The 23,782-nt window shown below is 71.5% G+C and carries 24 protein-coding genes and 1 riboswitch; of the genes, 9 read left to right on the top strand and 15 right to left on the bottom strand.

The features are described 5' to 3' along the window. Positions 1–71: 71 nt before the first annotated feature. From ACWFR4_RS19105 to ACWFR4_RS19070, 8 genes are all read right to left on the bottom strand, one after another. The gene (locus ACWFR4_RS19105; RefSeq protein ID WP_453653463.1) at positions 72–575 is read right to left on the bottom strand and encodes a GNAT family N-acetyltransferase; all 504 of its coding nucleotides are present in this window, start codon (positions 573–575) and stop codon (positions 72–74) included. Positions 576–684: 109 nt separating this feature from the next. After that, positions 685–2,685: a hypothetical protein gene (locus tag ACWFR4_RS19100; protein ID WP_453469432.1), complete on the bottom strand. Its 2,001-nt coding sequence runs from the start codon at positions 2,683–2,685 to the stop codon at positions 685–687. Positions 2,686–3,041: 356 nt separating this feature from the next. Then, positions 3,042–3,890 carry an oxidoreductase gene (locus ACWFR4_RS19095; protein WP_453653461.1) on the bottom strand — a complete coding sequence of 283 codons (849 nt, stop codon included), beginning with the start codon at positions 3,888–3,890 and terminating at the stop codon, positions 3,042–3,044. 105 nt (positions 3,891–3,995) lie between these two features. Next, the gene (locus tag ACWFR4_RS19090) at positions 3,996–4,559 is read right to left on the bottom strand and encodes a winged helix-turn-helix domain-containing protein (RefSeq protein ID WP_453653459.1); all 564 of its coding nucleotides are present in this window, start codon (positions 4,557–4,559) and stop codon (positions 3,996–3,998) included. Between the two features lie 55 nt (positions 4,560–4,614). Then, positions 4,615–4,857 (bottom strand): hypothetical protein, encoded by a 243-nt coding sequence (locus ACWFR4_RS19085; RefSeq protein ID WP_453468447.1) that lies wholly within the window; start codon positions 4,855–4,857, stop codon positions 4,615–4,617. 93 nt (positions 4,858–4,950) lie between these two features. Continuing rightward, positions 4,951–5,913 (bottom strand): PDR/VanB family oxidoreductase, encoded by a 963-nt coding sequence (locus ACWFR4_RS19080; RefSeq protein ID WP_453653457.1) that lies wholly within the window; start codon positions 5,911–5,913, stop codon positions 4,951–4,953. Then, positions 5,910–7,667, bottom strand: coding sequence for an HAL/PAL/TAL family ammonia-lyase (locus tag ACWFR4_RS19075; RefSeq protein ID WP_453653455.1), 1,758 nt, complete (start codon positions 7,665–7,667; stop codon positions 5,910–5,912). The genes ACWFR4_RS19080 and ACWFR4_RS19075 overlap by 4 nt, the downstream gene beginning before the upstream one ends. Further along, entirely contained in the window at positions 7,657–8,478 is an 822-nt protein-coding gene (locus tag ACWFR4_RS19070) for an IclR family transcriptional regulator (protein WP_453653453.1), read from the bottom strand. The genes ACWFR4_RS19075 and ACWFR4_RS19070 overlap by 11 nt, the downstream gene beginning before the upstream one ends. A gap of 252 nt (positions 8,479–8,730) precedes the next feature. Here ACWFR4_RS19070 and ACWFR4_RS19065 point away from each other — a divergent pair, with 252 nt between their 5' ends. Continuing rightward, positions 8,731–9,939, top strand: a complete 1,209-nt coding sequence (locus ACWFR4_RS19065; RefSeq protein WP_453653451.1) for a cytochrome P450 — start codon at positions 8,731–8,733, stop codon at positions 9,937–9,939. Between the two features lie 40 nt (positions 9,940–9,979). Here the strand turns inward: ACWFR4_RS19065 and ACWFR4_RS19060 are convergent, their stop codons facing one another. Both ACWFR4_RS19060 and ACWFR4_RS19055 read right to left on the bottom strand, forming a co-directional pair. Then, positions 9,980–10,264: a cytochrome P450 gene (locus tag ACWFR4_RS19060; protein WP_453653735.1), complete on the bottom strand. Its 285-nt coding sequence runs from the start codon at positions 10,262–10,264 to the stop codon at positions 9,980–9,982. Positions 10,265–10,291: 27 nt separating this feature from the next. Further along, positions 10,292–11,368, bottom strand: a complete 1,077-nt coding sequence (locus ACWFR4_RS19055) for a saccharopine dehydrogenase family protein (RefSeq protein WP_453653449.1) — start codon at positions 11,366–11,368, stop codon at positions 10,292–10,294. A 161-nt stretch (positions 11,369–11,529) separates the two neighbouring features. Between ACWFR4_RS19055 and ACWFR4_RS19050 the strand changes: the two genes are divergently transcribed. Both ACWFR4_RS19050 and ACWFR4_RS19045 read left to right on the top strand, forming a co-directional pair. Then, positions 11,530–12,456: a helix-turn-helix domain-containing protein gene (locus ACWFR4_RS19050; protein WP_453468454.1), complete on the top strand. Its 927-nt coding sequence runs from the start codon at positions 11,530–11,532 to the stop codon at positions 12,454–12,456. Positions 12,457–12,663: 207 nt separating this feature from the next. After that, a complete protein-coding gene (locus tag ACWFR4_RS19045) occupies positions 12,664–13,371 on the top strand; it encodes an SDR family oxidoreductase (protein WP_453653447.1) in 708 nt (235 codons plus the stop codon). Positions 13,372–13,404: 33 nt separating this feature from the next. On the opposite strand, the gene ACWFR4_RS19040 is transcribed toward ACWFR4_RS19045, so the two are convergent. Both ACWFR4_RS19040 and ACWFR4_RS19035 read right to left on the bottom strand, forming a co-directional pair. After that, positions 13,405–14,382 carry a TIGR01777 family oxidoreductase gene (locus tag ACWFR4_RS19040; RefSeq protein ID WP_453653446.1) on the bottom strand — a complete coding sequence of 326 codons (978 nt, stop codon included), beginning with the start codon at positions 14,380–14,382 and terminating at the stop codon, positions 13,405–13,407. A gap of 86 nt (positions 14,383–14,468) precedes the next feature. After that, the gene (locus ACWFR4_RS19035; RefSeq protein ID WP_453653444.1) at positions 14,469–15,263 is read right to left on the bottom strand and encodes an NAD(P)H-dependent oxidoreductase; all 795 of its coding nucleotides are present in this window, start codon (positions 15,261–15,263) and stop codon (positions 14,469–14,471) included. Between the two features lie 97 nt (positions 15,264–15,360). On the opposite strand from ACWFR4_RS19035, the gene ACWFR4_RS19030 reads away from it, so the two are divergent. Both ACWFR4_RS19030 and ACWFR4_RS19025 read left to right on the top strand, forming a co-directional pair. Continuing rightward, the gene (locus tag ACWFR4_RS19030; protein ID WP_453653442.1) at positions 15,361–16,257 is read left to right on the top strand and encodes a helix-turn-helix domain-containing protein; all 897 of its coding nucleotides are present in this window, start codon (positions 15,361–15,363) and stop codon (positions 16,255–16,257) included. Further along, a riboswitch (ZMP/ZTP riboswitch) is annotated at positions 16,244–16,334 on the top strand. It overlaps the preceding gene by 14 nt. A 22-nt stretch (positions 16,335–16,356) precedes the next feature. Beyond that, positions 16,357–17,235: a bifunctional 5,10-methylenetetrahydrofolate dehydrogenase/5,10-methenyltetrahydrofolate cyclohydrolase gene (locus tag ACWFR4_RS19025; RefSeq protein WP_453469552.1), complete on the top strand. Its 879-nt coding sequence runs from the start codon at positions 16,357–16,359 to the stop codon at positions 17,233–17,235. Here the strand turns inward: ACWFR4_RS19025 and ACWFR4_RS19020 are convergent. Together ACWFR4_RS19020 and yczR are read right to left on the bottom strand one after the other, a co-directional pair. Continuing rightward, positions 17,183–17,758: a hypothetical protein gene (locus ACWFR4_RS19020; protein ID WP_453653440.1), complete on the bottom strand. Its 576-nt coding sequence runs from the start codon at positions 17,756–17,758 to the stop codon at positions 17,183–17,185. The two genes, ACWFR4_RS19025 and ACWFR4_RS19020, sit on opposite strands and share 53 nt — an antisense overlap. A gap of 27 nt (positions 17,759–17,785) precedes the next feature. Further along, entirely contained in the window at positions 17,786–19,273 is a 1,488-nt protein-coding gene (yczR, locus tag ACWFR4_RS19015) for a MocR-like transcription factor YczR (RefSeq protein WP_453653438.1), read from the bottom strand. Between the two features lie 102 nt (positions 19,274–19,375). Between yczR and yczE the strand changes: the two genes are divergently transcribed. Continuing rightward, complete coding sequence (gene yczE / locus ACWFR4_RS19010) at positions 19,376–20,119, top strand: membrane protein YczE (RefSeq protein WP_453653436.1); 744 nt, start codon at positions 19,376–19,378, stop codon at positions 20,117–20,119. A 10-nt stretch (positions 20,120–20,129) separates the two neighbouring features. After that, a complete protein-coding gene (locus ACWFR4_RS19005) occupies positions 20,130–21,866 on the top strand; it encodes an immunity 49 family protein (RefSeq protein WP_453653434.1) in 1,737 nt (578 codons plus the stop codon). 19 nt (positions 21,867–21,885) lie between these two features. Here the strand turns inward: ACWFR4_RS19005 and ACWFR4_RS19000 are convergent, their stop codons facing one another. Further along, positions 21,886–22,284 (bottom strand): tautomerase family protein, encoded by a 399-nt coding sequence (locus ACWFR4_RS19000; RefSeq protein ID WP_453653432.1) that lies wholly within the window; start codon positions 22,282–22,284, stop codon positions 21,886–21,888. 120 nt (positions 22,285–22,404) lie between these two features. On the opposite strand from ACWFR4_RS19000, the gene ACWFR4_RS18995 reads away from it, so the two are divergent. Both ACWFR4_RS18995 and ACWFR4_RS18990 read left to right on the top strand, forming a co-directional pair. Then, positions 22,405–23,298 carry a LysR family transcriptional regulator gene (locus ACWFR4_RS18995; RefSeq protein ID WP_453653430.1) on the top strand — a complete coding sequence of 298 codons (894 nt, stop codon included), beginning with the start codon at positions 22,405–22,407 and terminating at the stop codon, positions 23,296–23,298. Between the two features lie 44 nt (positions 23,299–23,342). Beyond that, entirely contained in the window at positions 23,343–23,672 is a 330-nt protein-coding gene (locus ACWFR4_RS18990) for a deoxyxylulose-5-phosphate synthase (protein WP_453653428.1), read from the top strand. Positions 23,673–23,782 lie beyond the last annotated feature (110 nt).

Raw genomic sequence — 23,782 nt, 5'->3', positions numbered from 1 at the left:
CCCGGGTGCGCCGTCCGGTCAGGGCGCCCATCGCCGACCGTACGCACTGGACACCCGCCCGGCGCCCTGAGTTACGCCGTCCGGGACCGTCCGGGCGCGGGTTCCTGAGCCAGGTCCAGCTCCCCGACCGTCTGGTCCCCGCTCGTCTCGCCCGTCGGCCGGAAACCGAGCCCCAGGTAGAACCCTTCCGGGCCACTCGCGCCGGGGTGCCACGTGACCGTGAGACAGGTTCCGCCGCGGCGCCGGATCTCGTCCGCGACGGACTCGACCGCGAAGCGGCCGTACCCCCGCCCCTGTTCATGGGCAGCGATGTTCAGGCGCCAGAGTCCGGAACGTATGTCGTTGCCCGTCCCGTCCCCGGCGAAGTCGATGTCGAAGAAGGCCATGAGGAAGCCGACGGCCCGGCCGCCGTCCACGATCAGCCGGGGCCAGGCCACTCCGGGATGCACGTAGGCCTCGGCGAGGGACTTCACCACGGGGGCGACCAAGTGTTGCTGGTCCGGCCGGACCTCGAGGGCTGTCGCGGTCTCGAAATTGGCCTGGGTGATCGCCTCCAGGCGAAGCTCCGTCGTCATGCCTGCACCCTCTGCGCCTCAGGAGCGCGGATCAAGTGGCTTTCGGCGCCGCGGGCCGGGCGGCCCCCAGTCACGCGGCCCCCCGTCACACGACGTCCGGCCCGGTTGCTCACCAGGCCAGCATCAGCCAAGCGCGATGCGGCAGTTCCGTCTCGGACGTGATGCCTTCCTCTCCGCGGAGCACGCTCGCCGGTTCCGGGGATTTCAGCGGGTCGAGGCGGATCGACGACACCGCGTCGGGCGGTGTGGGGATGTCCACGTGGGGCAGGGCGGGGTCGAAGCTGCCGTTGGCCATGGCGAGTCGTGTCACCCCGTCCTGGTGCGACAGATGCGGGATCAGGTGCGGTCCGCCGCTGACCAGCGGCAGTGTCGGGGTCTGTCCCTCCAGGAACCGGATGACGGCGTGGATGACGCGCTGCCCGAAGTCGTCACGGGGCAGGTCGGCGGGGTCTGTGGCGGCGAGTACGGCGACGCGCCCGCCGAGCTCGTTGACGTATCCGCAGCTTCCGGCGCCCCACGCGTCCTCCCCCGGTGTGAGGATGTGCGTCCACACGACGGCTTCCGGGTGCGGGCGCAGGCGGGCCAGCGCGGGCTGCGTGTTGACGCTCAGCAGCGTGCCGACGATGCCGGGGTCGGGGTGGTGGGTGATCTGTTCGAAGCTGAAGGGGTCCGCCGCCTGCGCGTCCTCTCGGTCGACGACCTCGGCGACCTGGACACCGAGGAGATCGCCGAATCCGCGCCGGGCCAGCACGTCGGCCGCGACTCCGTCGAGCAGCAGTCCGCCCGTCAGCATCTCCCGGATCTCGTCGTCGTCGAACGCCCAGGCCAGCGCGCCGAAGACAGCCTGCACCGGAGCCTTTGAGGCGGTCACCGGGATGCCGTAGCGCAGCAGGAAGTCGGCTGCCCCGCGCGGGCCGGTGCGCAGCTCGTCCAGAGTGCCGGTCCGGGTGCGGACATGGGCCGCGGCGTCCTGCCGGTACGGCAGCCCGACCCCGAGCGTCCGGGCCTCCTTGGTGTGGCGTCCCGCGATCCAGTCGAGGGCCGGGCGTGAGCGGCGCAACAGCTGAGCGGTGCCGGGGAAGCGGTCGGGGCGGCCGGCCTGCATGGGGTGCACGTTGAGGAACAGCGCGTCCGCGCCGGACAGTTGGGCCGTGGTCATCTCGGACCAGGTCTGCACGTGCGACTTCGACCAGGTGGTGTGCGGCCAGTTCTCGATCTCCGGCTCGGACTCGACCCAGGCGGGCCGCAGCGCGCGCTGGGACTCCAGGAGCCACATCTGACCGCTGAGAGAGCGCGGGGCGCTGTCGCTGTACGGGGCGAAGTGCGGGCGGTGCGTGGCCCGGCCCTGTACGGCCAGGGCCTGGAACAGCGCCGGCCAGTCGCGGCCCTCGACGGAGTGGACGTCGGGCAGCGAGCTCATCAGCCCGAGCCGGGACCGCCCCGACGAACGCTCCTCGACGACCTCGCTCAGCCGCTCGGCGATCTCCGTCTGGACGGTGCGCCAGACCTGCTGGAGGAGGGCGCGCCACGGGTGCGGCGGGCCGGGTTCGGTGATCGCCCGCACGACCTCGTCGCGGGTCACGGGACGGCCGACGAGGTCGGCCAGCCGGTCCAGGACGGGGGTCTCGAAGCCGCCGCCCCAGTCCAGCGGGGCGTGGTTGTGGAAGCGGAAGTCGTCCTCCAGCCACAGCACGCGGAAGCCGAGTCCGGCGAAGCGTCCGTAGTGGGCGTACAGCCATTCGCGCCAGCTGGGGCAGATGAACGATGCCTGCGCGGCGGCGGTCCTGCCGGTGGGCGAGACCATCGGCAGGAAGCCGTGGGCGTCCTTGCGGCCGCGGTCCGCGTGGCCGGTCGTCACCCAGGGGTTGAGGCTGACGTCGAGTCCGGCGTCGCGCAGGATGTCGCTGACGGTGGCGGTGGTCTCGTACCAGCGGTCTTCGGCCTCACCGTCGAGATAGCCGTCGAACACCTCCTCGGCGGCGAGCAGGAGAACGACTTCGTCGACCCCGGCCTCCTGGCAGGCCCGGGCCAGGGCGGTGGCGTGCGCGACCGCCTCGGCCGGGTCCTTGCGGGGAGGCAGCTGGAATCGCAGGTGGTAGCGCGCCGGCAACGGGACTCTCCTTGCACGAGGGCGGGCGCGGCCGGTGGTTCCGCCGGCCCACCGCCCTGTCCGCCCGCGCAGCTCCGGGAAGTGACCAGGGGAACTGACGCGAGGAACTGACGATCTGAGGACGAAGGAAAGCTATCTGCTTGAAATTGCTCGGTCAATGGGACTTTCGAGCAACTTCAAGCAGATCATCGGAGGCGTGAAGGGCTTCGGCCGACCTGGCGGAGCGGAGCGGGGCCCTGGTGCGCGGAGATGTCACGATCCGGCGGGACAGCTCGGGCCCGGCTGGACTGCGTCGAGTCCGGAGAGCTCGGGGTCCGTGAGCTCGGGGTCCGGTGGTCGACGGGTCTGCCCCTACGTCATGCCGGACGGTCCGACGGCGCCAGGTCCGTGGACATGGCCAGGGCGCGGTGCCGGTCGAGCTCGCGGGCGACGAGGTCGAGTTTGGCCTCGACCCGGACCACGGCGTCAGCGCCGAGCAGGAGGCGGAGCGGGGGTTCGGGGGTCTCGGCGAGGCCGACGACGGCGGCTGCCGCCTTGGCGGGGTCTCCGGGCTGGCGGTGATTGACGTCCGCGAGGGCCTTACGGGTGGCGCCTGCCGTGGGCGCGTAGTCGTCCATCATGCGGGGTTCGGTGTAGAGGCTCGACGCGTCGAGGAAGTCGGTGCGGAAGCCGCCGGGTTCGACGACCGTGACGTGGACGCCCAGGGGGGCGAGTTCGCCGTGCAGCGCCTCGGTGATGCCTTCGACGGCGAACTTCGTCGCGCCGTACAGGCCGACGCCGGGAGCGGTGGCGAAACCACCGACCGAGCCGATGTTGATCACGTGGCCCGACCGCTGGGCCCGGAGCGTGGGCAGTACGGCCCGCAGCGTGCTGAGCACCCCGAAGACGTTGATGTCGAACGCGGCACGTACGGCCTCGTCCGAGACCTCTTCCACCGCCCCGAGGAGGCCGCGCCCCGCGTTGTTGACCAGGACGTCGATGCGGCCGAAGCGCGCGAGTGCGGCATCGACCGCGACCCGTATCGTCGCCTCCACAGTGACGTCCAGGTCGACGGCGAGCAGGGCGTCGGACGCGTCCGGGAACGCGCGGCGCACAGCTTCGGCGTCGCGTGCGGTGGCGACGACCTCGTGCCCTCGCACCAGCGCCTCCCGCACGATCTCCGCACCCAGACCGCGCGAGGCGCCGGTGATGAACCAAACAGACATGTCTCCTGCTTTCGTGTGCGTGACTGACTGCGTGTGACGTATCTGTGTGCCGTAGGGGTCGTACATGCCATGTGCGCTGTTCGCGGATGCGGGTGCGGATGCGGACTACGGGTGACCCGGCACCCCACGGGCGAAGGTGAAGACGGTTTCCCGCTTCTGGCCGTCGTCGGGAAGTTTCCGGTCGGCCCATCTGTCCATGACTTCCACGATCTCGTCCTTGAACTGGGCGAGTTCGGCATCGGTCATCCGCAGCCACACCTCGGCGACGAAGGGGCCGAGCGGCCAGCGCTGCTGTTCGGACTGGGGCTGATCGGCCCAGCGGCGCACCTGGTCGATCTGCCGTTCGAGGTTGAGAGACTCGGCGGCGTTCGCGACGGCCTCCCCCGCCGCGTCGTCGGCGAAGTCGACGGAGGACCACAGGAGTTTCGGCGTGGTCCTCCGCCACCACCGCTCGCGGCGGTCGCGGGCGAGTTCGGGGGCCTCCTCGATCAGCCCCGCCGCGGCCAGCGCCTTCAGGTGGTGACTCACATTGCCGACGGCTTCGCCCGTCGCCTGCGACAGCGCGCTGGCGGTGGAAGGGCCGTCGAGTTTCAGCAGATCGAGCAGGCGGCGGCGCACAGGGTGGGCCATGGCGGCCAGCACCCGGGAATCGGTGATCGGAGGAGCCATACGGACGACAATACTTACACAAGAGCTCTTGTGCAATGCCTCTTGTGGGACTGGCTCAACCACGGTGGAACAGGTCCTGCGGGTCGACGCGCACCCAGCCCTGCCGTGCGGTGGGCGGGCGCGGGACCTCCCGCTGCAGGGCGCGCCATTGGTGCACGAGCGCGTCGTAGATGGGCGTCGGCGAGGCGGCCCCGCCCGTGCCCAGCGGGGCAGCGTGACGCGGTCGGGGCGCAGGAACGCTTTTGCGCGGGTCGTTCATGCGCTGCCCAACGACCGCGTCCGCTCCTGGCCACGCCATTGGCGGGGGATCTTTCCCAGGACACACATCCGAGCGGCGACGGCCCGCCCTGCGCAGCTTCCTGTCGGCCCCCGTCGCCGCGAACCGGCTCCGTCACACGTCGAGCGTGAGCCTCGGTCCCGCGCTACGCGACACGCACAGCAGCATCGTCCGGTTCTCGGCGTGTTCCTGGTCGGTGAGCAGGTCGTCGCGGTGTTCGGGCGTACCGGCCAGAACCGGCGTCTCGCAGGTACCGCAGGTTCCCTGGCGGCAACTGCTCAAGGTGCGTACGCCTACGCGGTCGAGGGCGTCGAGGATGGACTCGTCCGGAGCGACCGTGACGAGGCGCCCGTCGCGTGTCTCGACCTCGAATGCCGCTCCCTCCCCGGAGGTTGAGGCCGCGACCGGCGCCCGCGGGCTGAAGCGTTCACTCGTCAGTGTCAGCTTCGGCCGCTCGGCGGTGAAGCGCTCCAGGGCGTCGAGGAGGCGCGGTGGCCCGCAGGCGATCAGGTCTGCGGGCCCGCCTTCGGTGAGCCGGTTGACGAGTGCGTCGAGGTCGACGGGTCCCGTGCGGGCGGCGGGCAGGGCCTCCACCCGGTCCCCGTAGGGGAGGAGTTCGGACAGGAACGCCATCGACGACTCGGCGGCGCCGAGGTAGGCGAGCCGCCAGTCGGCGCCCGCGCGTTCGGCAGCGGCCAGCATCGGCAGGACGGGTGTGATGCCGATGCCGCCCGCCACGAAGAGGGTCCGCCGTCGGCCCGGCCCGTAGGGGAAGGTCTGGTGCGGGCCGCGGACCGCCAGACGCAGCCCGGGGCGGGCCATGGTGTGCAGACGTTCGGAGCCGCCCCTTCCGGTCTTCTCGCGCAGGACGGCGATCCGCCACGACCTGGTGTCGGCGGGGTCGGAGCAGAGCGAGTAGTGCCGGACCGTGCCATCGTCCGTGGCCACTTCTATGTGTGCGCCGGGCTCCCAGGGAGGCAGGTCTCCCCGGTCGTCGCGCGCCAGGCGCAGAGAGATGACCCGCTCGGCCGCAGGGCGGACATCGGTGACGCGTACGTCGAAGAAGTCCCGCGTCATGCCGTTCCCTCCGGTGCCGGACGCTCCTGCGCCGGACCCTTCTGTGCCAGACGGGCGTTGACCGCCGTGAGCACGTCGCCGTCATGGACCAGCTCGACGGCCCGGCGCACCCGCGGGTACAGCACGACGTCACGGTCGGTGCGGTCCACGGGCCGGCCGTCGGCGGACCTGGCCGCGCGTACGGTCTCCCAGGCGGTCCGGGTGGCGGGGCTGAGGGCGGAGGGGTCCGCGCCGGCCGCTTCGAGCCGAAGGTCGAGCGCCTGGGCGGCCATGAGCAGTTCGATCCCGATGACGTTCTCGATGTTGCGTACGACGGTGCGGGCATGGCGGCCCGCGTTGTTGGCCATGCTCACGTGGTCCTCCTGGTTCGCGCTGGTCGGGATGGAGTCCACGCTGTCGGGGTGCGCGAGGGTCTTGCAGTCGGAGACGAGGGCGGCGGCGAGGTACTGCGGGAGCATGTATCCGCAGTCCAGGCCGATGGTGCGGCTGGGGACGAGCATGTCGGGCAGCCCACGGTTGAGGGTGCCGTCGTCGAGGCGGAAGAGGCGGCGTTCGGCGATGCTGCCGACCTCGGTCACCACGATCGACACGAAGTCGGCGGCGAAGGCGACGTATTCGGCATGGAAGTTGCCGCCGGAGACCGCCTTGAGGCGGCGCGTCGCCGGGAGTCCCGGGAAGATCAGCGGGTTGTCGGTTGCGGCGTTGATCTCGTTCTCGATGATGCCGGTGACGAAGCCGAGGGTGTCGAGGACGGCGCCGTGGACCTGGGGCACGCAGCGCAGCGAGTACGCGTCCTGCGGAGGCTGGCGACCGGGGTCGCGGTCCCGGTCACCGTCCACGAAGGCGCTGCCCGCGAGCAGTTCACGCATGCGGGCGGCAACGGCGATCTGGCCGGCCTGGCCGCGCGCCTGATGAAGGTCGGCGATGAAGGCGTCCCCGAACCCGTTGAGTGCCTCGGTCGACATGGCGGCCGTGATGTGCGCGTGTTCCAGCAGATTGGCGGCGTCGTGCACGGCGAGCGCGCTCTGGGCGCAGGAGAACGAGGTGCCGTTCAGCAGGGCGAGACCGTCCTTGGCCCCGAGCGGGATGCGCGGGACGCCCGCGGCGGCCATCGCCTCCTTGCCACTGACCACGCGCCCGTCGAGTACGGCCTCGCCGGAGTCACGCTCGTCGTCCTCGGCGTCGGCCGGGCGGCACAGCACGAGGGCGATGTGGGCCAGCGGGATCAGATCGCCGGACGCGCCCAGCGAGCCGTATTCCGGGACGGCGGGCAGGACACCGCGGTTGAGCATGTCGACGAGCGTCTCGATGACGGCCACGCCGACGGCCGAGTGCCCCTGGAGGAGGCTGACGATCCGGATCAGCATGGTGGCGCGGACGACTTCGGCGTCCACGGTCGTGCCGACACCGGAGGCGTTCGAGATCACCAGGCGGCGTGACAGTTCGGCGGCGTCGCGCGGATCGGTGAACGCCTCGCGCCCCGCGAGGGATCCGAAGCCGGTGTTGACGCTGTAGACGGGCTCGACCGGCTCGCCGCGCTCCATCGCGTCGAGCACGCCGCCGAGCCATTCGGCGGACGGCCGGGTGTGCTTCAGGGCTTCGGCGGTGACGCGGAGCGGGCGGCCGTGCCGGGCTACGTCGACCAGGTCGCGCAGGGTCACACGGCTGCCGTCGAGCACGAAGGGGTCTGATGCGGCAACGGTGGGAGAGCCCTCGCGCACGAGCGGTTCGGGGAGCGGCAGTTCAGCTGTCATGGGTTACCTCGTCCGGTCGTCGTCGGTCGGTTGAGTCGGGAGGGGGTGCTGGTGCGGTCGGGGCCGTGGGTGCCCACGTGTGCAGCGAGTCGCCGAGTTCGGCGGCCGACGTCAACAGCGTCTCGTGGGCGGAAGTGATCCACTCCCGGGTGTCGCAGCGCGCGGCCGGGCCGGCCACGTCGAGCGAGCAGACGGCCTCGCCGCGGTGGAAGACCGGCACGGCCACGGAGAGCGAGCCGGGATGGAGTTCGCCGCGGGAGACGGCCCAGCCGTTACGGCGCACAGCCGGCAGTACGGCGTCGAGCTGCTCGCGGGCCGGCGTCGCATCGGTGTACCGGGCGAGGGGGCCGCCGAGCACCTGGCGCACGACGGCCGAGGGCGCCCAGGCCAGCAGCACGCGCTGCCCCGCACCGGCGTACAACGGCAACAGCTCGTTGATTCCGAACGTGTACTTGAGGGCTTTGTCCGGCTCCACGCGCCGCAGGCACAGCGCCTGGGTTCCGACCCGGATGATCAGTACGGCGGTCTCCCCCACGCACTCGACGATCCGGCGCAGGACGGCGGTGCCGGTCTCTATGAGGTGTGCCTGCACGGAACTGGTGCCCCACAGCCCGGCCAGGGCGGGTCCCGCCCGGTACACGCCGTCGTCCTCCTCGGTGTAGCCCTGCTCCCGCAGGACCCGGAAGTAGCGGTAGGTGGTGCTCACCGGCAGGCCGACGCGTGCTGAGGTCGCGGCGACGGTGGTCTCGCCGGTGACCGCGAGGTCGCGGAGCACGGCGAGCCCGCGCTCGAACGACGAGGTCTCCCCCATGGCTTCCTCCTGTCCGCGCCGACCACCGGGACCCACGGGCCAACCTGCCCCTGTCCAGAGGTTCGGTCCGTGCCACCCCGCCCGGCCAGCGCCGTTCTCACTGAGTGAGAACAGCGGTATCACGCGGCGTGGCGCCGTCTCTACCGTGCGGATTCCGACGCACGGCCCGAATGGGCGACCGGCCCGGCCCGGGCCCGGCTCAACTCGGCCCGGCCCGGATCAGCCCAGCTCAGCTCAGTGAGAGGACAGGCCATGACGACGCACGCCCAGGCCCCGCGAATCCCCGTCTTCGACGAAGACCCTTACGCCCGCGAGCACTTGGTCGACCCGCATCCCCTGTTCGCGAGGATGCGGGAAGCCGGTCCCGCGGTGTGGCTCGCTCGCCACGGGGTCCACGCCTTCACGCGCCACGAGGTCTGCCGGGAGATCCTGGCCGACCACGCGCTGTTCCTGTCCGGCGCCGGCGTCGGCCCCCGCGATCTGCGGCGCGAGAAGGCCTGGCGTACCCCCGGCATCCTGGAGACCGACCCGCCGGACCACACCGTGATGCGCGACGCGATGGCGGACGTCATCTCGCCCCGCTCGGTACGGGCCCTGCGTGCCGGATTCGAGGCGTTCGCACAGGATTTGGCCGACGCGGTCGTCGCCCGCGGCCGCTTCGACGCTGTCACCGATGTGGCCGAGGTCTTCCCGCTACGGGTCTTCGGTGACGCCGTCGGCATCCCGCGGGCCGGTCGCAGCGAGAACCTCCTGGCGCACGGCGCGATGAACTTCAGCGCATTCGGCCCTGACAACGAACTCCACCGCGGCTACTTCGCCGCCGGTGAGGGGACCCACGCGTGGGTGATGCGCAACTGTGCCCGCGATTCCCTGTCCGAGGACGGACTCGGCGCGCGTATCTGGGAGCATGCCGAGGCGGGCCGTCTGAGCGACGAGCAGGCGACGCTCCTGGTGCGGGCGATGCTGTCGGCCGGTCTGGACACCACGGTGATCGCCATCGGCAACCTGCTGCGCGCCCTGGCCCACGCCCCCGCGCAGTGGGCCCTGCTGCGCGAGGATCCGGGGAACATCCGGTTCGCCGTGGACGAGTCGTTCCGCCACGAATCGCCCTTCCAGTCCTTCTACAGGACGGCCGCGCGCGACGCCCGGCCGGGCGGGGTCCCGGTACCGGCCGGGGAGAAGCTCCTGCTGTTCGTCGGCGCGGCCAACCGCGACCCGCGGCAATGGGGGCCTGATGCCGACGCGTTCCGGGTCACGCGGGCGGCAAGTGGCCATCTGGCGTTCGGGATGGGGATCCACCAATGCGTGGGCCAGCCGATCTCGCGGCTCGAGACGGAGGTCCTCCTCACCGCACTGGTCCGCCGCATCGAACACCTGGAACCCGCCGGTCGGGATACCCCGTTCGTGCACAACACGCTGCGCGGCTGGTCTTCGGTCCCGGTACGCGTGGTGGCCGGCTGAGCCTGTGGAGCTCCGGCCGCCGCGCGTGCCCGGTCCTGGGTCAGCCCTTCGTCAGCCTCATGGGTATCGCCTTCAGGCCTCCCACGATGAAGCCGCCTGCCGGTGCCAACAACTCTGCGGGCAGGGCGAGTTCCATGTCGGGGAAGCGGTCGAAGAGCGCCGGGAGGGCGACCGCGGCTTCCATACGGGCCAGGGGTGCGCCCAGGCAGCGGTGGACTCCGTGGCCGAAGCTGAGGTGTTCGGCGCTCGGGCGTCGTGCGCCGTACTGCTCGGCGGTGTCCCCGTGTTGCTGCGGATCGCGCCCGGTGGCCGCGAACGACGGCAGGATCGCCTCGCCCTTGAGACACCGGGCTCAGCTGGCCCCGGTCGGCAGCTCGAGGCGCGTCAGGTGCTCGGGGGTGAGTGCGCGCAGGAAATTCTCGGCGTCGAACGCTTCGCCGACCGCGACCACGCCCGTCACCGCCCGGTCACCTCGGAGAAGGCGCGCGAGGGCCTCGACGACGAGCGGCGCCGTGACGGCGTAGATGTCACGGCCCCCTGCCACCGCGCGGCGCGTCTCGTGACCGCGGGTCACGACGGCCTCCACGAGGAAGGACTGCGCGGAACGGCCGTGGGCGTCGGCGGGTACGGGTTCGGGGGTGTCCTCCGCGCGGATGTCGCGCAGCGGCGCGAGGTTCATCACCGCACGCACCTCGGGCGTGCGTACGTGACGCGGGAGCGTGACCTGGTCGGCCGTCGCGAACACGACGGTGTCCTGCTCTCCGAGCGGCTCCGGGAAGTTCCACGGGGAGACTTCCTGCGCGTAGGAGAAGGGGATCAACTTGCCTGCGGTGTAGGTGAGATGGCGCCCGGCGTTGCTCTCGCCGGTACGGCGGGTGCCCTGCGTCGGGTGCCAGCTGTCGAGGCCGTACGCGAGGGTGATCTCGTCCGCGTCCGGCCAGTCGCCGAGGGCCGCGGTGGCGAGGAGGTCACCCAGCCCGCCGTAGAACGCCAGGGACGGAACTACTGCGATGCCCGCCTCCTTGGCGCGGTCTCCGTACGTGTCGAACAAGGCGGCGGTGACGGCCTGTTCGGCACCGACGTCCAGGTAGGGAATGCCCGCGCGGAGCGCCGCGTCCACGAGGGGGTGGGCCGTGTCGAGGAACGGTCCGGCGCAGTTGATGACCGCCGCCGCACCTTCGAGGGCTCGGTCGAGGGAGGCCGCGTCGTCGGGGAACGCCTGACGCACGGGCGCGCCGGGAGCGAGGTCGCGCGCCGCGTCGAGTCTGCCCGCGTCCCGTCCGACGAGCACCGGCGTCGCGCCCCGTCTCAGGAGCTCCGCCACGACGAAGCGGCCGGTGTGTCCGTAGGCGCCGAAGACGACGACCGGCCGGCCGGCGAGCGACCCGGCCGTGGTGTGCGCGGCGGGTCCCGAGAGGGTGTTGCTCATCGTTGGCTCCAGTGTCCGAGGGGCGGTGGTGTGCGGTTCGACGGCAATGATCCTGGCGCCGAGCCCGCCCATCCAGTGGCAGGAATGACGAGGGGCGTACAGTTTCGGACATGCATCCCGTTGCACACCCCCCTGCGCATTCCGTGGCGCATTCCGTGGCGATGGCACTCCCCGAGGGCACGATGCTCTTCGAGGCCGCGGGGGCGTTCGAAGTCTTCGGCTCCGACCACTCCGACCTGGCCGCGCCCTGGTACTCGTTCACCACCTGCGGACCCGCCGGGTCCCGCGTCGGCGACTGGCTGCGGGCCGACACCACCCACGGACTCGAGGCCGTCGCCGATGCGCGGACGGTGATCGTCCCGGCGTGGCGTGACGTCGAGCAGGAGCCTCCGCAGGAGCTGCTCGACGCCCTCCGCACCGCCCACGCGGCGGGCGCCCGGATCGCCTCGCTGTGCACCGGCGCCTTCGTCCTGGCCGCGGCCGGACTCCTCGACGGACGCCGCGCCACCACTCACTGGGCGCACACGGCAAGGCTCGCGGAACGGTACCCGCGCGTCAGGGTCGACGCCGAGGTGCTGTTCACCGACGAGGGCAGCGTCCTCACGTCCGCGGGGAAGGCCGCCGGGATGGACCTGTGCCTGCACATCGTCCGCACGGACCACGGGGCGACGGTGGCCAACGCCCTCGCGCGGCACCTCGTGACGCCGCCCCATCGGGACGGCGGTCAGGCGCAGTTCATCCCGGCGCCGGTGACGCACGGCCGCGACCATCCGCTCGCCGATCTGCTCCCCTGGGTGCTGGCGCGGATCGACCAGCCGCTCACCGTCGAGGACATGGCCCGGCAGGCGGGCATGAGCAGCCGCAACCTGGTGCGGCACTTCCATGCCGTCACCGGGACGGCACCCTTGAGGTGGCTGCTGAGCCAGCGCGTGCGGGAGGCACAGGAGCTGCTGGAGTCGAGCGACGACACCGTCGAGCGGATCGCGGCACGGACCGGCATGGGGACCTCCGCCACGCTACGGCGACACTTCACCCGCGTCACCGGCCTGCCGCCCGAGGCCTACCGGAGGACGTTCGGCGGCCGGTGACACGCGCCGCGCCCTGCACGATGCGTACCCCACAAGATCACCGAACCCTCACCCTAAAGCTGAGGTCGAGGTGACACTCGACGGGACGAGTCTCGGGACGACGCTCGGGAGCACACCTGGAGCCGCGCCCGGCACCCGCCTGGTACTGCCGGTCCCAGGAAGACGGGACGCCTGGCTGACGGCGCCGCTCCACCGCACGCTGGTCTCATGACGAAGACACTCATCACCGGAGCGAACAAGGGTCTCGGCTTCGAGACCGCCCGTCGGCTAGTCGCCGCAGGCCACACCGTCTACGTGGGCAGCCGCGACCCCGAGCGTGGACGCCGAGCCGCCGAGCAGATCGGCGCACGCCGGGTCCAGCTCGACGTCACGGACGACGCGTCCGTCGCAGCCGCCGTGAAGGCGATCGAGGCCGACGGCGGCCTTGACGTACTGATCAACAACGCCGGCATCGAGGGCCGGACCCCGGACGGCGGCGTGATCGGCGCCGCGGACGTGACCGCCGACGAGATGCGGTCGACCTTCGAGACGAACGTCTTCGGCGTCGTGCGTGTCACCCACGCGTTCCTGCCCCTGCTGCAGAAGTCCGACGCGCCGGTCGTGGTCAACCTGAGCAGCGGCCTGGCCTCGCTGGCCCGGGTCACCGACGCGGGTACGCCGACCCACGCGTACCCCGGAGTCGCCTACCCGGCATCGAAGACGGCGGTGAACATGATCACCGTGCAGTACGCGAAGGCGTTCCCCGGCATGCGGATCAACGCGGTCGAGCCCGGCTACACCGCGACGGACCTCAACGCCCACACCGGCATCCAGACCGTCGAGGAGGGCGCCGAGATCATCGTGCGCATGGCCCGGCTGGGCCCCGACGGCCCGACCGGCACGTACGTCGCCGCGGAGGGCCCGCTCCCCTGGTGACGACGCAGGTCGCCCGACGGAGACGCCCCCGCCTCACACCAGCCCGTCCGCCATGTCCCGCGTGACGTCACGTCCCCCGCGTACACGTCGCGCGAGGTTGGCGGCGGCATCGGGCCACGCGGCGTGGTCGAAGGAGAAGCCTGCGTCGAGCAGCCTGCCCGGGACGACGCGGCGGCTCTTCAGAAGGAGTTCGGTGTCCGAGCGGAGCGCGAACGCACCGAGCTCGGCCATCCACTTCGTCGCGGGCAGTCCCACCGGAACACCCCATGCCGTACGAAGCGCACGCATGAAGTCACGCTGCGGCAGCGGCTCCGGGGCGGCGAGGTTCACGGGCCCGTCCAGGTCGTCGCGCTCGATCAGGAACCGGACCGCTCGGGCGAAGTCACGGTCGTAGATCCAGGACACGTACTGTCCGCCGCCCGCGACCGGACCGCCGAGGCCGAGCCTGGCCAGGCGCAGGAGGATGTCGAAGACGCCGCCGCGATCGGGACTCATGACCATCGCGGAGCGCAGGGCGACCCTGCGGGTGCGCGGGGTGTCCGCCTGCTCCTGCGCCCGCTCCCACGCCTTGGCGATCTCGACGCTGTAGCCCCAGTAACCCGGGACGCCGGCCTCGTCGCCGCCGAGCACGCCGGTCGCCTCGTCGTTCGGTGCGGCGAAGCTGTGGGCGTAGACGGTCGCCGTACTCATCTGCAGCCATACCCTCGGAGGCCGCGCGGCGGCGGCGATGGCCTCGCCGACGACCTCGGCGGACCGCACGCGCGAGTCCATCATGGCCCGGAGGTTGGCCGGGGTGTAGCGGCAACTGACGCTGCGTCCGGCAAGGTTGATCACGACGTCGCTGCCGTCGACGGCCTCGGCCCAAGGGCCCAGGGTCTCGCCGTCCCAGCGCGTTTCCCCGTCGCGCACCGGCCGCCGCGTGAGGACCACGACTTCGTGTCCCGCTTCGGCCAGTTCACGCTTCAGGATCGTCCCTACCTGCCCGGTGCCGCCGGGTATCACGATCTTCATGGAGCCCCCTCATCGTGTCGGCACCACCTTAACGCAGATATTTGAACGCGTTCAAATAGGGGGAGGGCGGCTGGACGAGATGGCCCTCAGACCCGGTCGCGAACGTGCAGGTCGAGTCCGCTCGTGCCCGGCGTCTCCACCCCTGGCAGGAGCCGCATGTCGTGGCCGTAGTCCCCGCCCGTGAGCGACCGGAAGGGGACCGGCGTGGCCGTGAAGAGCGTGTCGAGCCGTCGGGCGTACTCCGTCCGTGCCGTGACGAAGCGGTCGTCGGGAAGCTCGTTCGAGCTGTACACCGCGAACGGCTCCAGCGGGTTCATGCCGGTGAACCAGAACAGGCCGTGCTGGATGGGGTGCAGGACGTCCTCGAGGCTTCCGTGGATGCCTCGATCGGAGAACGCCGACTCGCGCGCGCCGACGGTCACCGACACGAGCGCCCGCCTCCCCGGCAGGGAGCTTTCGCCGTACGGCGGCGGGACCGCAGGACCGTACGCGAAGCCGCTCGTGAAGACCCGGTCGATCCAGCCCTTGAGGATCGCCGGCGCCGAGAACCACCACATCGGGAACTGCAGGACCACCGCGTCCGACCAGCGCACCTTCTCCTGCTCCGCCGCGATGTCGGGCGACAGACCGCCCGAGAGCGTCGCCCGCTCGGAGTCGGCCATCACATGCAGCCGGCCCGCTCCGGTGTCCCCGGGGAAGTCGTCGGCGTCCACGGTCGCCTTCCACTTCATCGCGTAGAGGTCGGACACCTTCACCTCGTGTCCTGCCGTGCGCAGGTGCTCGACCGCGAAGTCGGTCAACGCGGAGTTGAGCGAACGGGGTTCCGGGTGGGCGCTGACCACGAGGATCTTCTTGGGCTGCCGAGACGTCGTGTCGTTCATGCCACCACGTTCCCCCAGGCGCGTCCGGGCAGCCAGCACCCTGGTCAACGGCGGAACGCTCATCCTGGTACTGCGAGGGCCACGCATACTTGGGCCCATGGACGGCGTGAACCACATCGGGGAGACAGACACGGGCACCACCCTCACCACCGGCGGCGCGCAGCATGGCCTCGGTGACTTTCTCCGCGCCCGCCGCGCGCGCGTCACACCGGAGCACGTCGGGCTCTCCGGCGGCCGTCGCCGACGGGTACGCGGACTGCGCCGCGAGGAACTGGCACAGCTCGCCGGGATCAGCGTGGACTACTACGTGCGCCTGGAACAGGGCCGCGCCACCCAGCCGTCCGCCGAGGTCGTCGACGCGCTCGCCGGGGCGCTCGGCCTCGACACGGCCGAGCGCGGGCATCTCGCGACCCTGGCAGGTGCCCGGCAGGGCCCCGCGCCCGAGGCCAGGGTCAGCCCGATGCTGCGGCGGCTCCTCGACTCCATGGCCGGCTTCGCGGCCTTCGCCACGAACCATCGCCTGGACGTGGTGGCGTGGAACGCCCTCGGCGCCGAGCTGATCGGCGGCCTGGCCGCGCCGGCCCGCCGCGACCGGAACAACGCGCGGTATCTGTTCCTCGACCCCGCTTCGCGCGTCGTCCACCCGGAGTGGGAGGACCGGGCGGCGGAGGCCGTGGGCCAGCTCCGGGTCTGGTCGGGGCGCTACTCCGACGACACGGAACTGGCCGGCCTCATCGCCGAACTCACCGCGTGCAGCACGGAGTTCAGGCGTATCTGGGACAGCGGCGAGGTCGTGATGTGCGCGGCGGGGCGCAAGCGCCTGAGGCACCCGGTGGCCGGGCTGCTCACCCTGGACTTCGAGACGCTGCACGTACCGGCCGCGCCCGGCGAGACGGGCCTGGTCGTGCACGTCTTCAGCGCCGAGGAGGGCAGTGAGGAGGCCACGGCTCTCGCACGGCTGACCGAAACCGTTACAGTGGCGGACAGGCCGTGACTGGCGCTGGGGTGGAGAACCACCGGGGAGCGGCCTGACCAAAGGGTCGATGTATGCCGTGCGCCTGGGCGAATGGTCAATGACGCCTGGGAGGCGACCATGTCCCCGACACAGACAGCCCACCTCATGGACGGCACCGGCACCGCCCGGCGCCTCGTCGAGGAGTCCGCGGGCAGAGCGGCGGAGCTGGTGAGGCGCACGGGCTCGGCGCCCTGCCTCGCGACCGTACTGGTGGGCGAGGATCCCGCCTCCGTCACGTACGTCCGTATGAAGCAGGCCCGCTGCGCCAAGGCCGGTATCGAGTCGCGGCGCGTCCAGCTCCCCGCCGAGACGACGACCGCGGAGCTGGTCGCCACCCTCCGCGAGCTGTCGCAGGACGCGTCGGTGCACGGAATCCTGCTCCAGCACCCCGTGGGCCCGCACATCGACGAACGCGCGGCGTTCGAGGCCATCGCACCGGAGAAGGACGTCGACGGCGTCACCATGACCTCGTTCGGCGCGATGGCCTTCGGGCTGCCCGGGTTCGTCTCCTGCACACCAGGCGGAATCATGCGGCTCCTCGACGAGTACGACGTCGATGTCGCGGGGCGGCATGCCGTCGTCGTGGGCCGGAGCGCGATCCTCGGCAAGCCGGCCGGGATGCTTCTGCTCGCCCGGGACGCCACAGTGACGTACTGCCACTCCCGCACGGCCGACCTGAGCGCGTACGTGAGGGAGGCGGACATCGTGGTGGCTGCCGTGGGCCGGCCCCGGCTCATCCGCGGCGAGGACATCAAGCCCGGCGCTGTCGTCGTCGACGCGGGCTACAACGCGGGCAACGTCGGCGACGTCGACTTCGACACCGCGGCCGAGCGGGCCCGCCTGATCACTCCCGTCCCCGGAGGGGTGGGCCCCATGACCATCGCCGTCCTCCTGGCCCAGACGGTCACCGCGGCGTACCACCAGCTCGGCGCGGACCTCGATCGCGCGCTCGTCTGACAGGACCGCGCCGCTCGCGCATCCGGGACTCCTGGTCGGTGGCGGCGTCGAGAAGTCCGGCGGCCGCCACCTCGAGGGCGGCGCGCGGCAGCGGTTCGCACTCCAGCGGTGCGCCCACCTCGAAGCCGATGTGCCGCACGGCCGTCTCGCCCGACGGCAGCATCTGGAGATATTCGGGCCCGTCGGGTTCCTCGCGGCCCAGGAGGAACTCGACGGTCAGCCGCGTTCCGGCGGCGATCCGCGCGGATCCGGCCTGCGGTTCACAGCCGTTCAGCGTGAACTCCCGCTCGTACGGGCCCGTCGGCGGCGCCACCAGGAGCCACCGGGCGAACTCGGCGGCCCGCGGCGCGCCTTGGCCCAGTGGCAGGCGCCCGAGGAAGTACGCGTCGAACCACCAGCCGCCGTTCCCATCCACGCCGAGGGCGATCCACAGGTCCTCGGCGGGCCGGCCGGGGTAGTGGGACCCGCGCCAAGCGAGGCGAAAGAGCGGACCTGTCCCGGGACGCTCACCTCCGCACGCCATCCAGCGATCTCCTTCATCCTCTGTGGCTCAGGCGACCCAGTGCGGCCGTCGCGCGGTGGACGCCGACGGAAGGCCGGCCGCGAGCGCGGTCGCCATGCGGTGGACGGCTTCGCGCAGGGTGTCCGCCGGGGTCGTGTACGGGATGCGCATCCGCTGCTCGAAGATGCCGGGGTCGGTGGCGAAGCAGGCGCCGCTCTCGATCCGGACGCCGTTGTCGAGGGCTCGTTCGGACAGCGCGGAGGCCACCGGTTCACCCAGGTCGACCCACAACGACAGGCCTCCGGGCGGCAGTTGCCAGGTCCAGTGCGGCATGCGCTCGGTCAGTGCGGCGGCCAACGCGGCGCGCTGCAACCGTAGTTGCTCAAGTCGGGGCGACAGAAGCCCGTCGGCCCGGTCCAGGAGGGCGAGGGCCAGGAGCTGGTCGACGACCGATCCGCCCATGTCGGTGGCCACGCGCTGGCCCGCGAGTTCGGTGACGAGCCGTGCGGGCGCGCGCAGCCAGCCGATGCGCAGGCCGCCCCAATGGGTCTTGCTCATCGAGCCGATGCTGATGACCTGGCCGGTGCCACCCTTCGCGGCGTGGGAGGCGAAGGGAGGCGGCGGGGGGACGTCGAGCGCGAGGTCGGCCAGCGTCTCGTCGATGACCAGCCAGGTACCGGAGCGCTCCGCCGCGCGCAGGACGTGCGCCCGCTCGTGTTCGGGCATGAGACAGCCGGTCGGGTTGTGGAAGTCGGGGATCAGGTAGGCCAGTTGGGGCACGACCTGGCGGAGCGTCGATTCGGTGATCTCGATGTCCCAGCCGGTGTCGGTCACGGGGACGGACACGGTACGCAGCCGGGCTCGACGCAGCGCCTCAAGGGCGTTCGGGTAGGACGGGTTCTCGACCATGACCCGGTCCCCGGGGCTGCTCAGCAGCCCCAGGACGAGGGTCAGCGCGTGCTGTGCGCCCGACGTCACCAGGATCTGTTCGGGCAGGGTGGCGAGGCCCCGTCGGGTGTAGCGCTCGGCGATGGCGGCGCGCAGGTCGGGGAGGCCGTAGGGGTGGTAGCCAGGGGTGTGTGCCTGCTCGGCGAGTTGCGGGGTGATGTGCACGAGGGCATCGACGAGTGCCTGCTGCGGGAGCCCGGGGGAGGCTCTGGCAAGGTCGATCGCGGTGTCCTGGGGGCCGAGGAGGCGGGTGATGCCACTGGGGGTGCGGCCTTCGGGCAGGGCGGTCCACGTGCCCGATCCCTGCCGGCTGTGCGCGTAGCCGCTCTCGCGCAGCAGGTCGTACACGGCGGTGACGGTGGTTCTGCTGGTGTCGAGGGCGGCGGCCAGTTCGCGCTCGGCGGGGAGTCTGACGTGCAGGGCGATGCGTCCGTCCAGGATGAGCGTGCTGATCGCCTGCGCGAGGTGGCGGTAGGCGGGTCTCGTGCCGGCGGTGTCGGGCAGCATCGCGGCGAGCTGACGGCTGCCCAGGGTCCGGTCCGCGCGGCCCACCCTGTCCACCGGCAGAAAGGCGTTCGCGTCGGTCAAACCATTCTCCCGAGATTGGCCATGTCATCCGGGCCAATCACTCTACAGAGTTGCCGCAATGGCTTTGAAGGCCCACGACCCCCACGCTGGAGGCAGGCACATATGCGGCAGGACACGGACACGACGGCCCGCTCCGAGCAGGCGGCCCCGGACGACAAAGGGATCGGGCGCAACCGCCCCGCTCCCCCACTCACCTATGTACGCTTCGGCGAACGCCCACTCCGCCGCCTGCCCCAGTTGTTCATCGGCCTCGCCCTGTACGGATTCAGCATGGCCGTCATGGTCCGCGCCGCGCTGGGCCTCAGCCCCTGGAGCGTCCTCAACCAAGGGCTGGAGAAGCACACTTCGCTGAGCTTCGGCACACTTACCGCGGTCGTGGGTGTGTCCGTCCTGCTGCTGTGGGTCCCCCTGCGGCAGCGGCCCACGTTCGGGACCGCCGCCAACATCGTCGTCATCGCGTTCTCGTCCGACCTCGGCCTCGCGCTCGTCCCCGAGGGCCTGGGGCTCCCCGCGCGCGTCGGGCTCCTCCTCGCCGGGATTTTCGCCAACGCGCTGTCCGTAGCCGTCTACGTAGGCGCACGGTTCGGGCCGGGGCCCCGGGACGGGCTGATGACCGGTGCGTCCGCCCTGACAGGGCGTTCCATCCGCGTCGTCCGCACGTTCATCGAGGTCGCCGTACTCGCCGTGGGGTGGCTGCTCGGCGGCGGCGTGGGGCTCGGCACCATGCTGTACGCCCTGACCGTCGGGCCCGTCACGCAGTTCTTCCTGCCCCGGTTCGCCTACACGAGCCCGGCCAGGACCGCACGCACAGGCCCGCCTGTCACCGGCTCCCGCACCTCTTCGTAGAGTCTGTGCGGTGAACCTCCACCACGCACCCGATCCACACCTGCCGATGCTGAACGTCCCTCAGGCCGAGCGCCTGCGGAGCCTGACGGCCGCTCACTTCCTTGCCCGGCACGGCACGCACATGACCGTGACGGGGGACGCGGTGCGCCTGGAGGGCAGGCTCAGCCCGCTGTCGAACCTCGCGCAGCGGTGTCGCCAGTCCGCCGAGGACGACTGGCCGCGGATCGTGGAGCAGCACTTCGCCGGCCTGGAGAACTCCTCCCAGGGAGGCGAGAGCGCCACGGAACTCCTGGAGCGGACGTGCTGGCGGCTGCTGCCCGACGACGCCTTCGCGGGCGAAACCGCCGACGGCTTCCGCTATGCGCGGCCCGTGGCCGAAGGGCTGCTCGCGGCCCTCGCGCTGGACGCAGCCACTTCCGTACGGATCCTCGACGACCGGGACGTGGCGCGTGTCGGTGCCGAGCAGCTGTGGGCCGCGGGCCGCGCGAACCTGATCCGTGAGCCGGTCGAGCACGACGAATTCCGTGGCCCGCAGGGCGCGTTGATGCACTCCGTGTACGGCGACTCTTTCTTCGTCTCCAGCAAGGTGCTCGTACTCCCCGATCTGGTGAGGGAGTTGACCGGCCGGGAGCTGCCGGAGGCCGGGGCGCTCGTCGTGATGCCGACGAGGCATCTGCTGGCGTTCCACCCGATCGTGGACGGCAGCGTGGTGGACGCCGTGAACGACCTGGGCTCCTACGCCATCGGTGCCTACGAGGACGGGCCGGGCGCACTCTCACCGCGGCTGTACTGGTGGCACCAGGGGCGGCTGGTCTCGCTCACGGTCTTCGACCACGAGAACCGGTCGTTCTCCGTGGTTCCGCCGCAGGAGTTGATGGACCTGATGAGGTCCCTGCGCGGCCAGGACTCCGCCGATGCCGCGCCGGATACGGCCGCTCGCGCACAGAACGCCGATGAACTCGCCCTGACGACATCTGCGTTGACAGCGCGGCTGCCTCAGTCGCCCGCGGTCTTCGGTGACGCGTTCGCGGCCTCGCTCGCCCTGAGCCACGTGCGCTGCGCGTCCGACCCCGACGGGGGCGCGCTGGAGACCTGGGAGGCGTGGGTCGGCGCCATGCAGGTCGGCTCGGCATTGTTCGCCACCACGACCTCCCGCGAGAGCAGCGTCGCCTGCCGGATCGGGCACGACGTCGTGACGCTTCCGGTCACCGGCCCCGCTCCGTACGCGGACGGCCGCGCCTGGCTCAACGCCTTCTACCTCGCTGTCATCTGCCGTGAGCGGGACCGCACGACCCAGCTGTGCCACGTGCCGCTGGACGACCTGCGCCGGGCCACGCCCATGGACGAGTACGTCTTCCACTGGATCGACACGCTGCAGACGTACTGGCTGCAGCGCCCGATGGACGATGTGGTCCAGAAGCTGCTCGCCACCATGAACACGTCCCACCCCGACGTCGCGACCCGCACACCCGCGGACTTCCTGAACCTGGTCGACTACCAGCCCGTCGCGCTCTTCCACCGCCTCGTGACGGGCGACCACGAGGCTTTCGCAAAGGCGCTCACGGAGGCGCTGGCCCATCACGAGCGTTACTGGAGCGGCTCGGCGGAGCCGCACGGCCGGGTGGCCCTCGGCCCGCTCGCGCTGGCGTGCCTCGCCTTCGACTCGGAGTTCGCGGTCGACGGCTCGTCGCCGTACCTGCCCAAGTGTCTGCTCGACCGGGCCTGGTACGGCGAGTTCGACACGTGAGAGCGGGCCGCGGGGGCCGCTACCGCCGGGCGGCCTCCCGACGGTAGAAGTCGAACTGGGTCACACCGCCGTAGCCGTAGCTCTCGGGGTGCAGTTCATGCAGCGCGACTCCGGAACGGGCGAGCGGGCCAAGCGTCTTGGCCATCAGTTCGCCCGCCTCCGCGATGAACGCGGCCTTCTCCGCGGCACTGTTCGTGCCGACGGTGACGGTGGCCTCGACATGGGCGTCGAGGCCACCGGTCAGCGGCCTGCCGTCCACGTAGTAGCGCTCGGCCGGAACCAGGTCGACGTGCACGATGGTCCTCGCGCCGGACTTGCGAAGGGCCGACACGGCCAGGCCTGTCAGGCCCTCGGCGAGGGTGCGCTGTACGCCGACGGGGAGCGCGGTGTCCGTGACGGTGACGCGGATGAAAGGCATGGCTGCTCCTGAGCAGGTGGGAGGGGGTGTGTCCGCCGGAGTCGGCGGCACGGACCAAGCCTCACCGACCTGGCACCATTGATCCAACGCATACGTGTCATAGGTATATGAGGCCCCCGCATGACCGTGAACCTTTCCCAGTTGAGGGCGTTCCTCGCCGTCGTCGACGCGGGCGGCTTCAGCGCGGCGGCGGCCGATCTCGGCCTGAGCCAGTCGGCGGTGTCGCACGCCGTCGCCTCGCTGGAACGCGAGTTGACCGCTCCGCTACTGGTCCGTGCCGCCCCGGTGCGGACCACGGCGCTCGGCGAGCAGGTCGTGCCGCACGCCCGGGCCGCCGTGGCGGCGGCCCGGTCCGTGGACCAACTCGCGTCGGACGCGGCCACCATGACGGGCACGGTTCGCCTCGCCGCAACCCCCACGGTCTGCCAGGGCCTGATCCCCGGGCTGCTGCAGCACTGGGGCGAGGACGAGCCCCGCATCACCGTCAGGGTCTTCGAGGGGGACAGCACCGAGATCACCGCATGGCTGGAGAACGGGACGGCCGATGCCGCCATCCTGATCGACCCTCCCCCCGGCCCGGGCATCCAGCTCGCCTCGGACAGCTACCGAGCCGTGCTGCCCCTTGACCACCCTCTCGCCGGCGAGCCGGTCGTCGACATCCGTGACCTGGAGGACGATCCGTTCCTGATCTCGCCCAACGGCTGCGAGGACCGCATCCGGACCATCCACCGCCTCGCCGGGCTGCGGTTCACCCCCACGCACCGGGTACGGGATCTGGCGACCCTGATCAGCATGGTGCAGGCCGGTATCGGCGTGACCGTCCTGTCGGAGGTGTCCCGCTCCCTGATCCCGCCTGACCTGACCCTCCTGCCACTGCACCCCCAGACCTCACGGCGCCTCGTGCTGACCGGACCCCGGGGCCGCCCCTGGCACCCGGCCATCCGCACCTTGACGGACTCCGCCCTGGACCATCTCGCCGCGGCCGGTGCCATGTCGGACGCACACGCGGGCTGAAGAATTCCGTCGAACCCGCGGACGGTGTTGCCTACTGTGGCGGCATGCCCCATGGGAAGACCTCATACGTGTGCCTGCCCTGCCGGGTCTCGTACAAGCAGGCCTACGACCAGGAAAGGGAGCGGATCTGTCCGCGCTGTGCCGAGCCGATGATCCATGCGGGGTCCGCCTTCGCCGCGCCGCGCCGCCGCGACACCGCCGCGTGGCGGACGCTCACGGTTCTGCTGCACGCGGGCGTGGGTTTCCACAAGAGCTGCTGCGGCGGCCCGGGGTTCCGGCCCCGCGGCCTGCGTGAGATCCGCGAGCGCCTTGCGTACGCCGAGCGGTCCGGTGAGCCCGTCGCCCGCGCGCTCAAGCGGTATGACGTGCCGTAGATCGGCGGGCCCGGTCAGCGCCGACGGACGCCGACGTGTCGAGCGGCGTTGACGCAGAACGCGGCGGCCGCTGCGCCGGTGGTGAGCCAGTGACGCCCTGACCGGCCACG

It is taken from the genome of Streptomyces sp. NPDC055140 (assembly GCF_053607285.1).
Note: the sequence above shows the minus strand (reverse complement) of the source record. Positions and strands in the feature narration are given on the sequence as shown.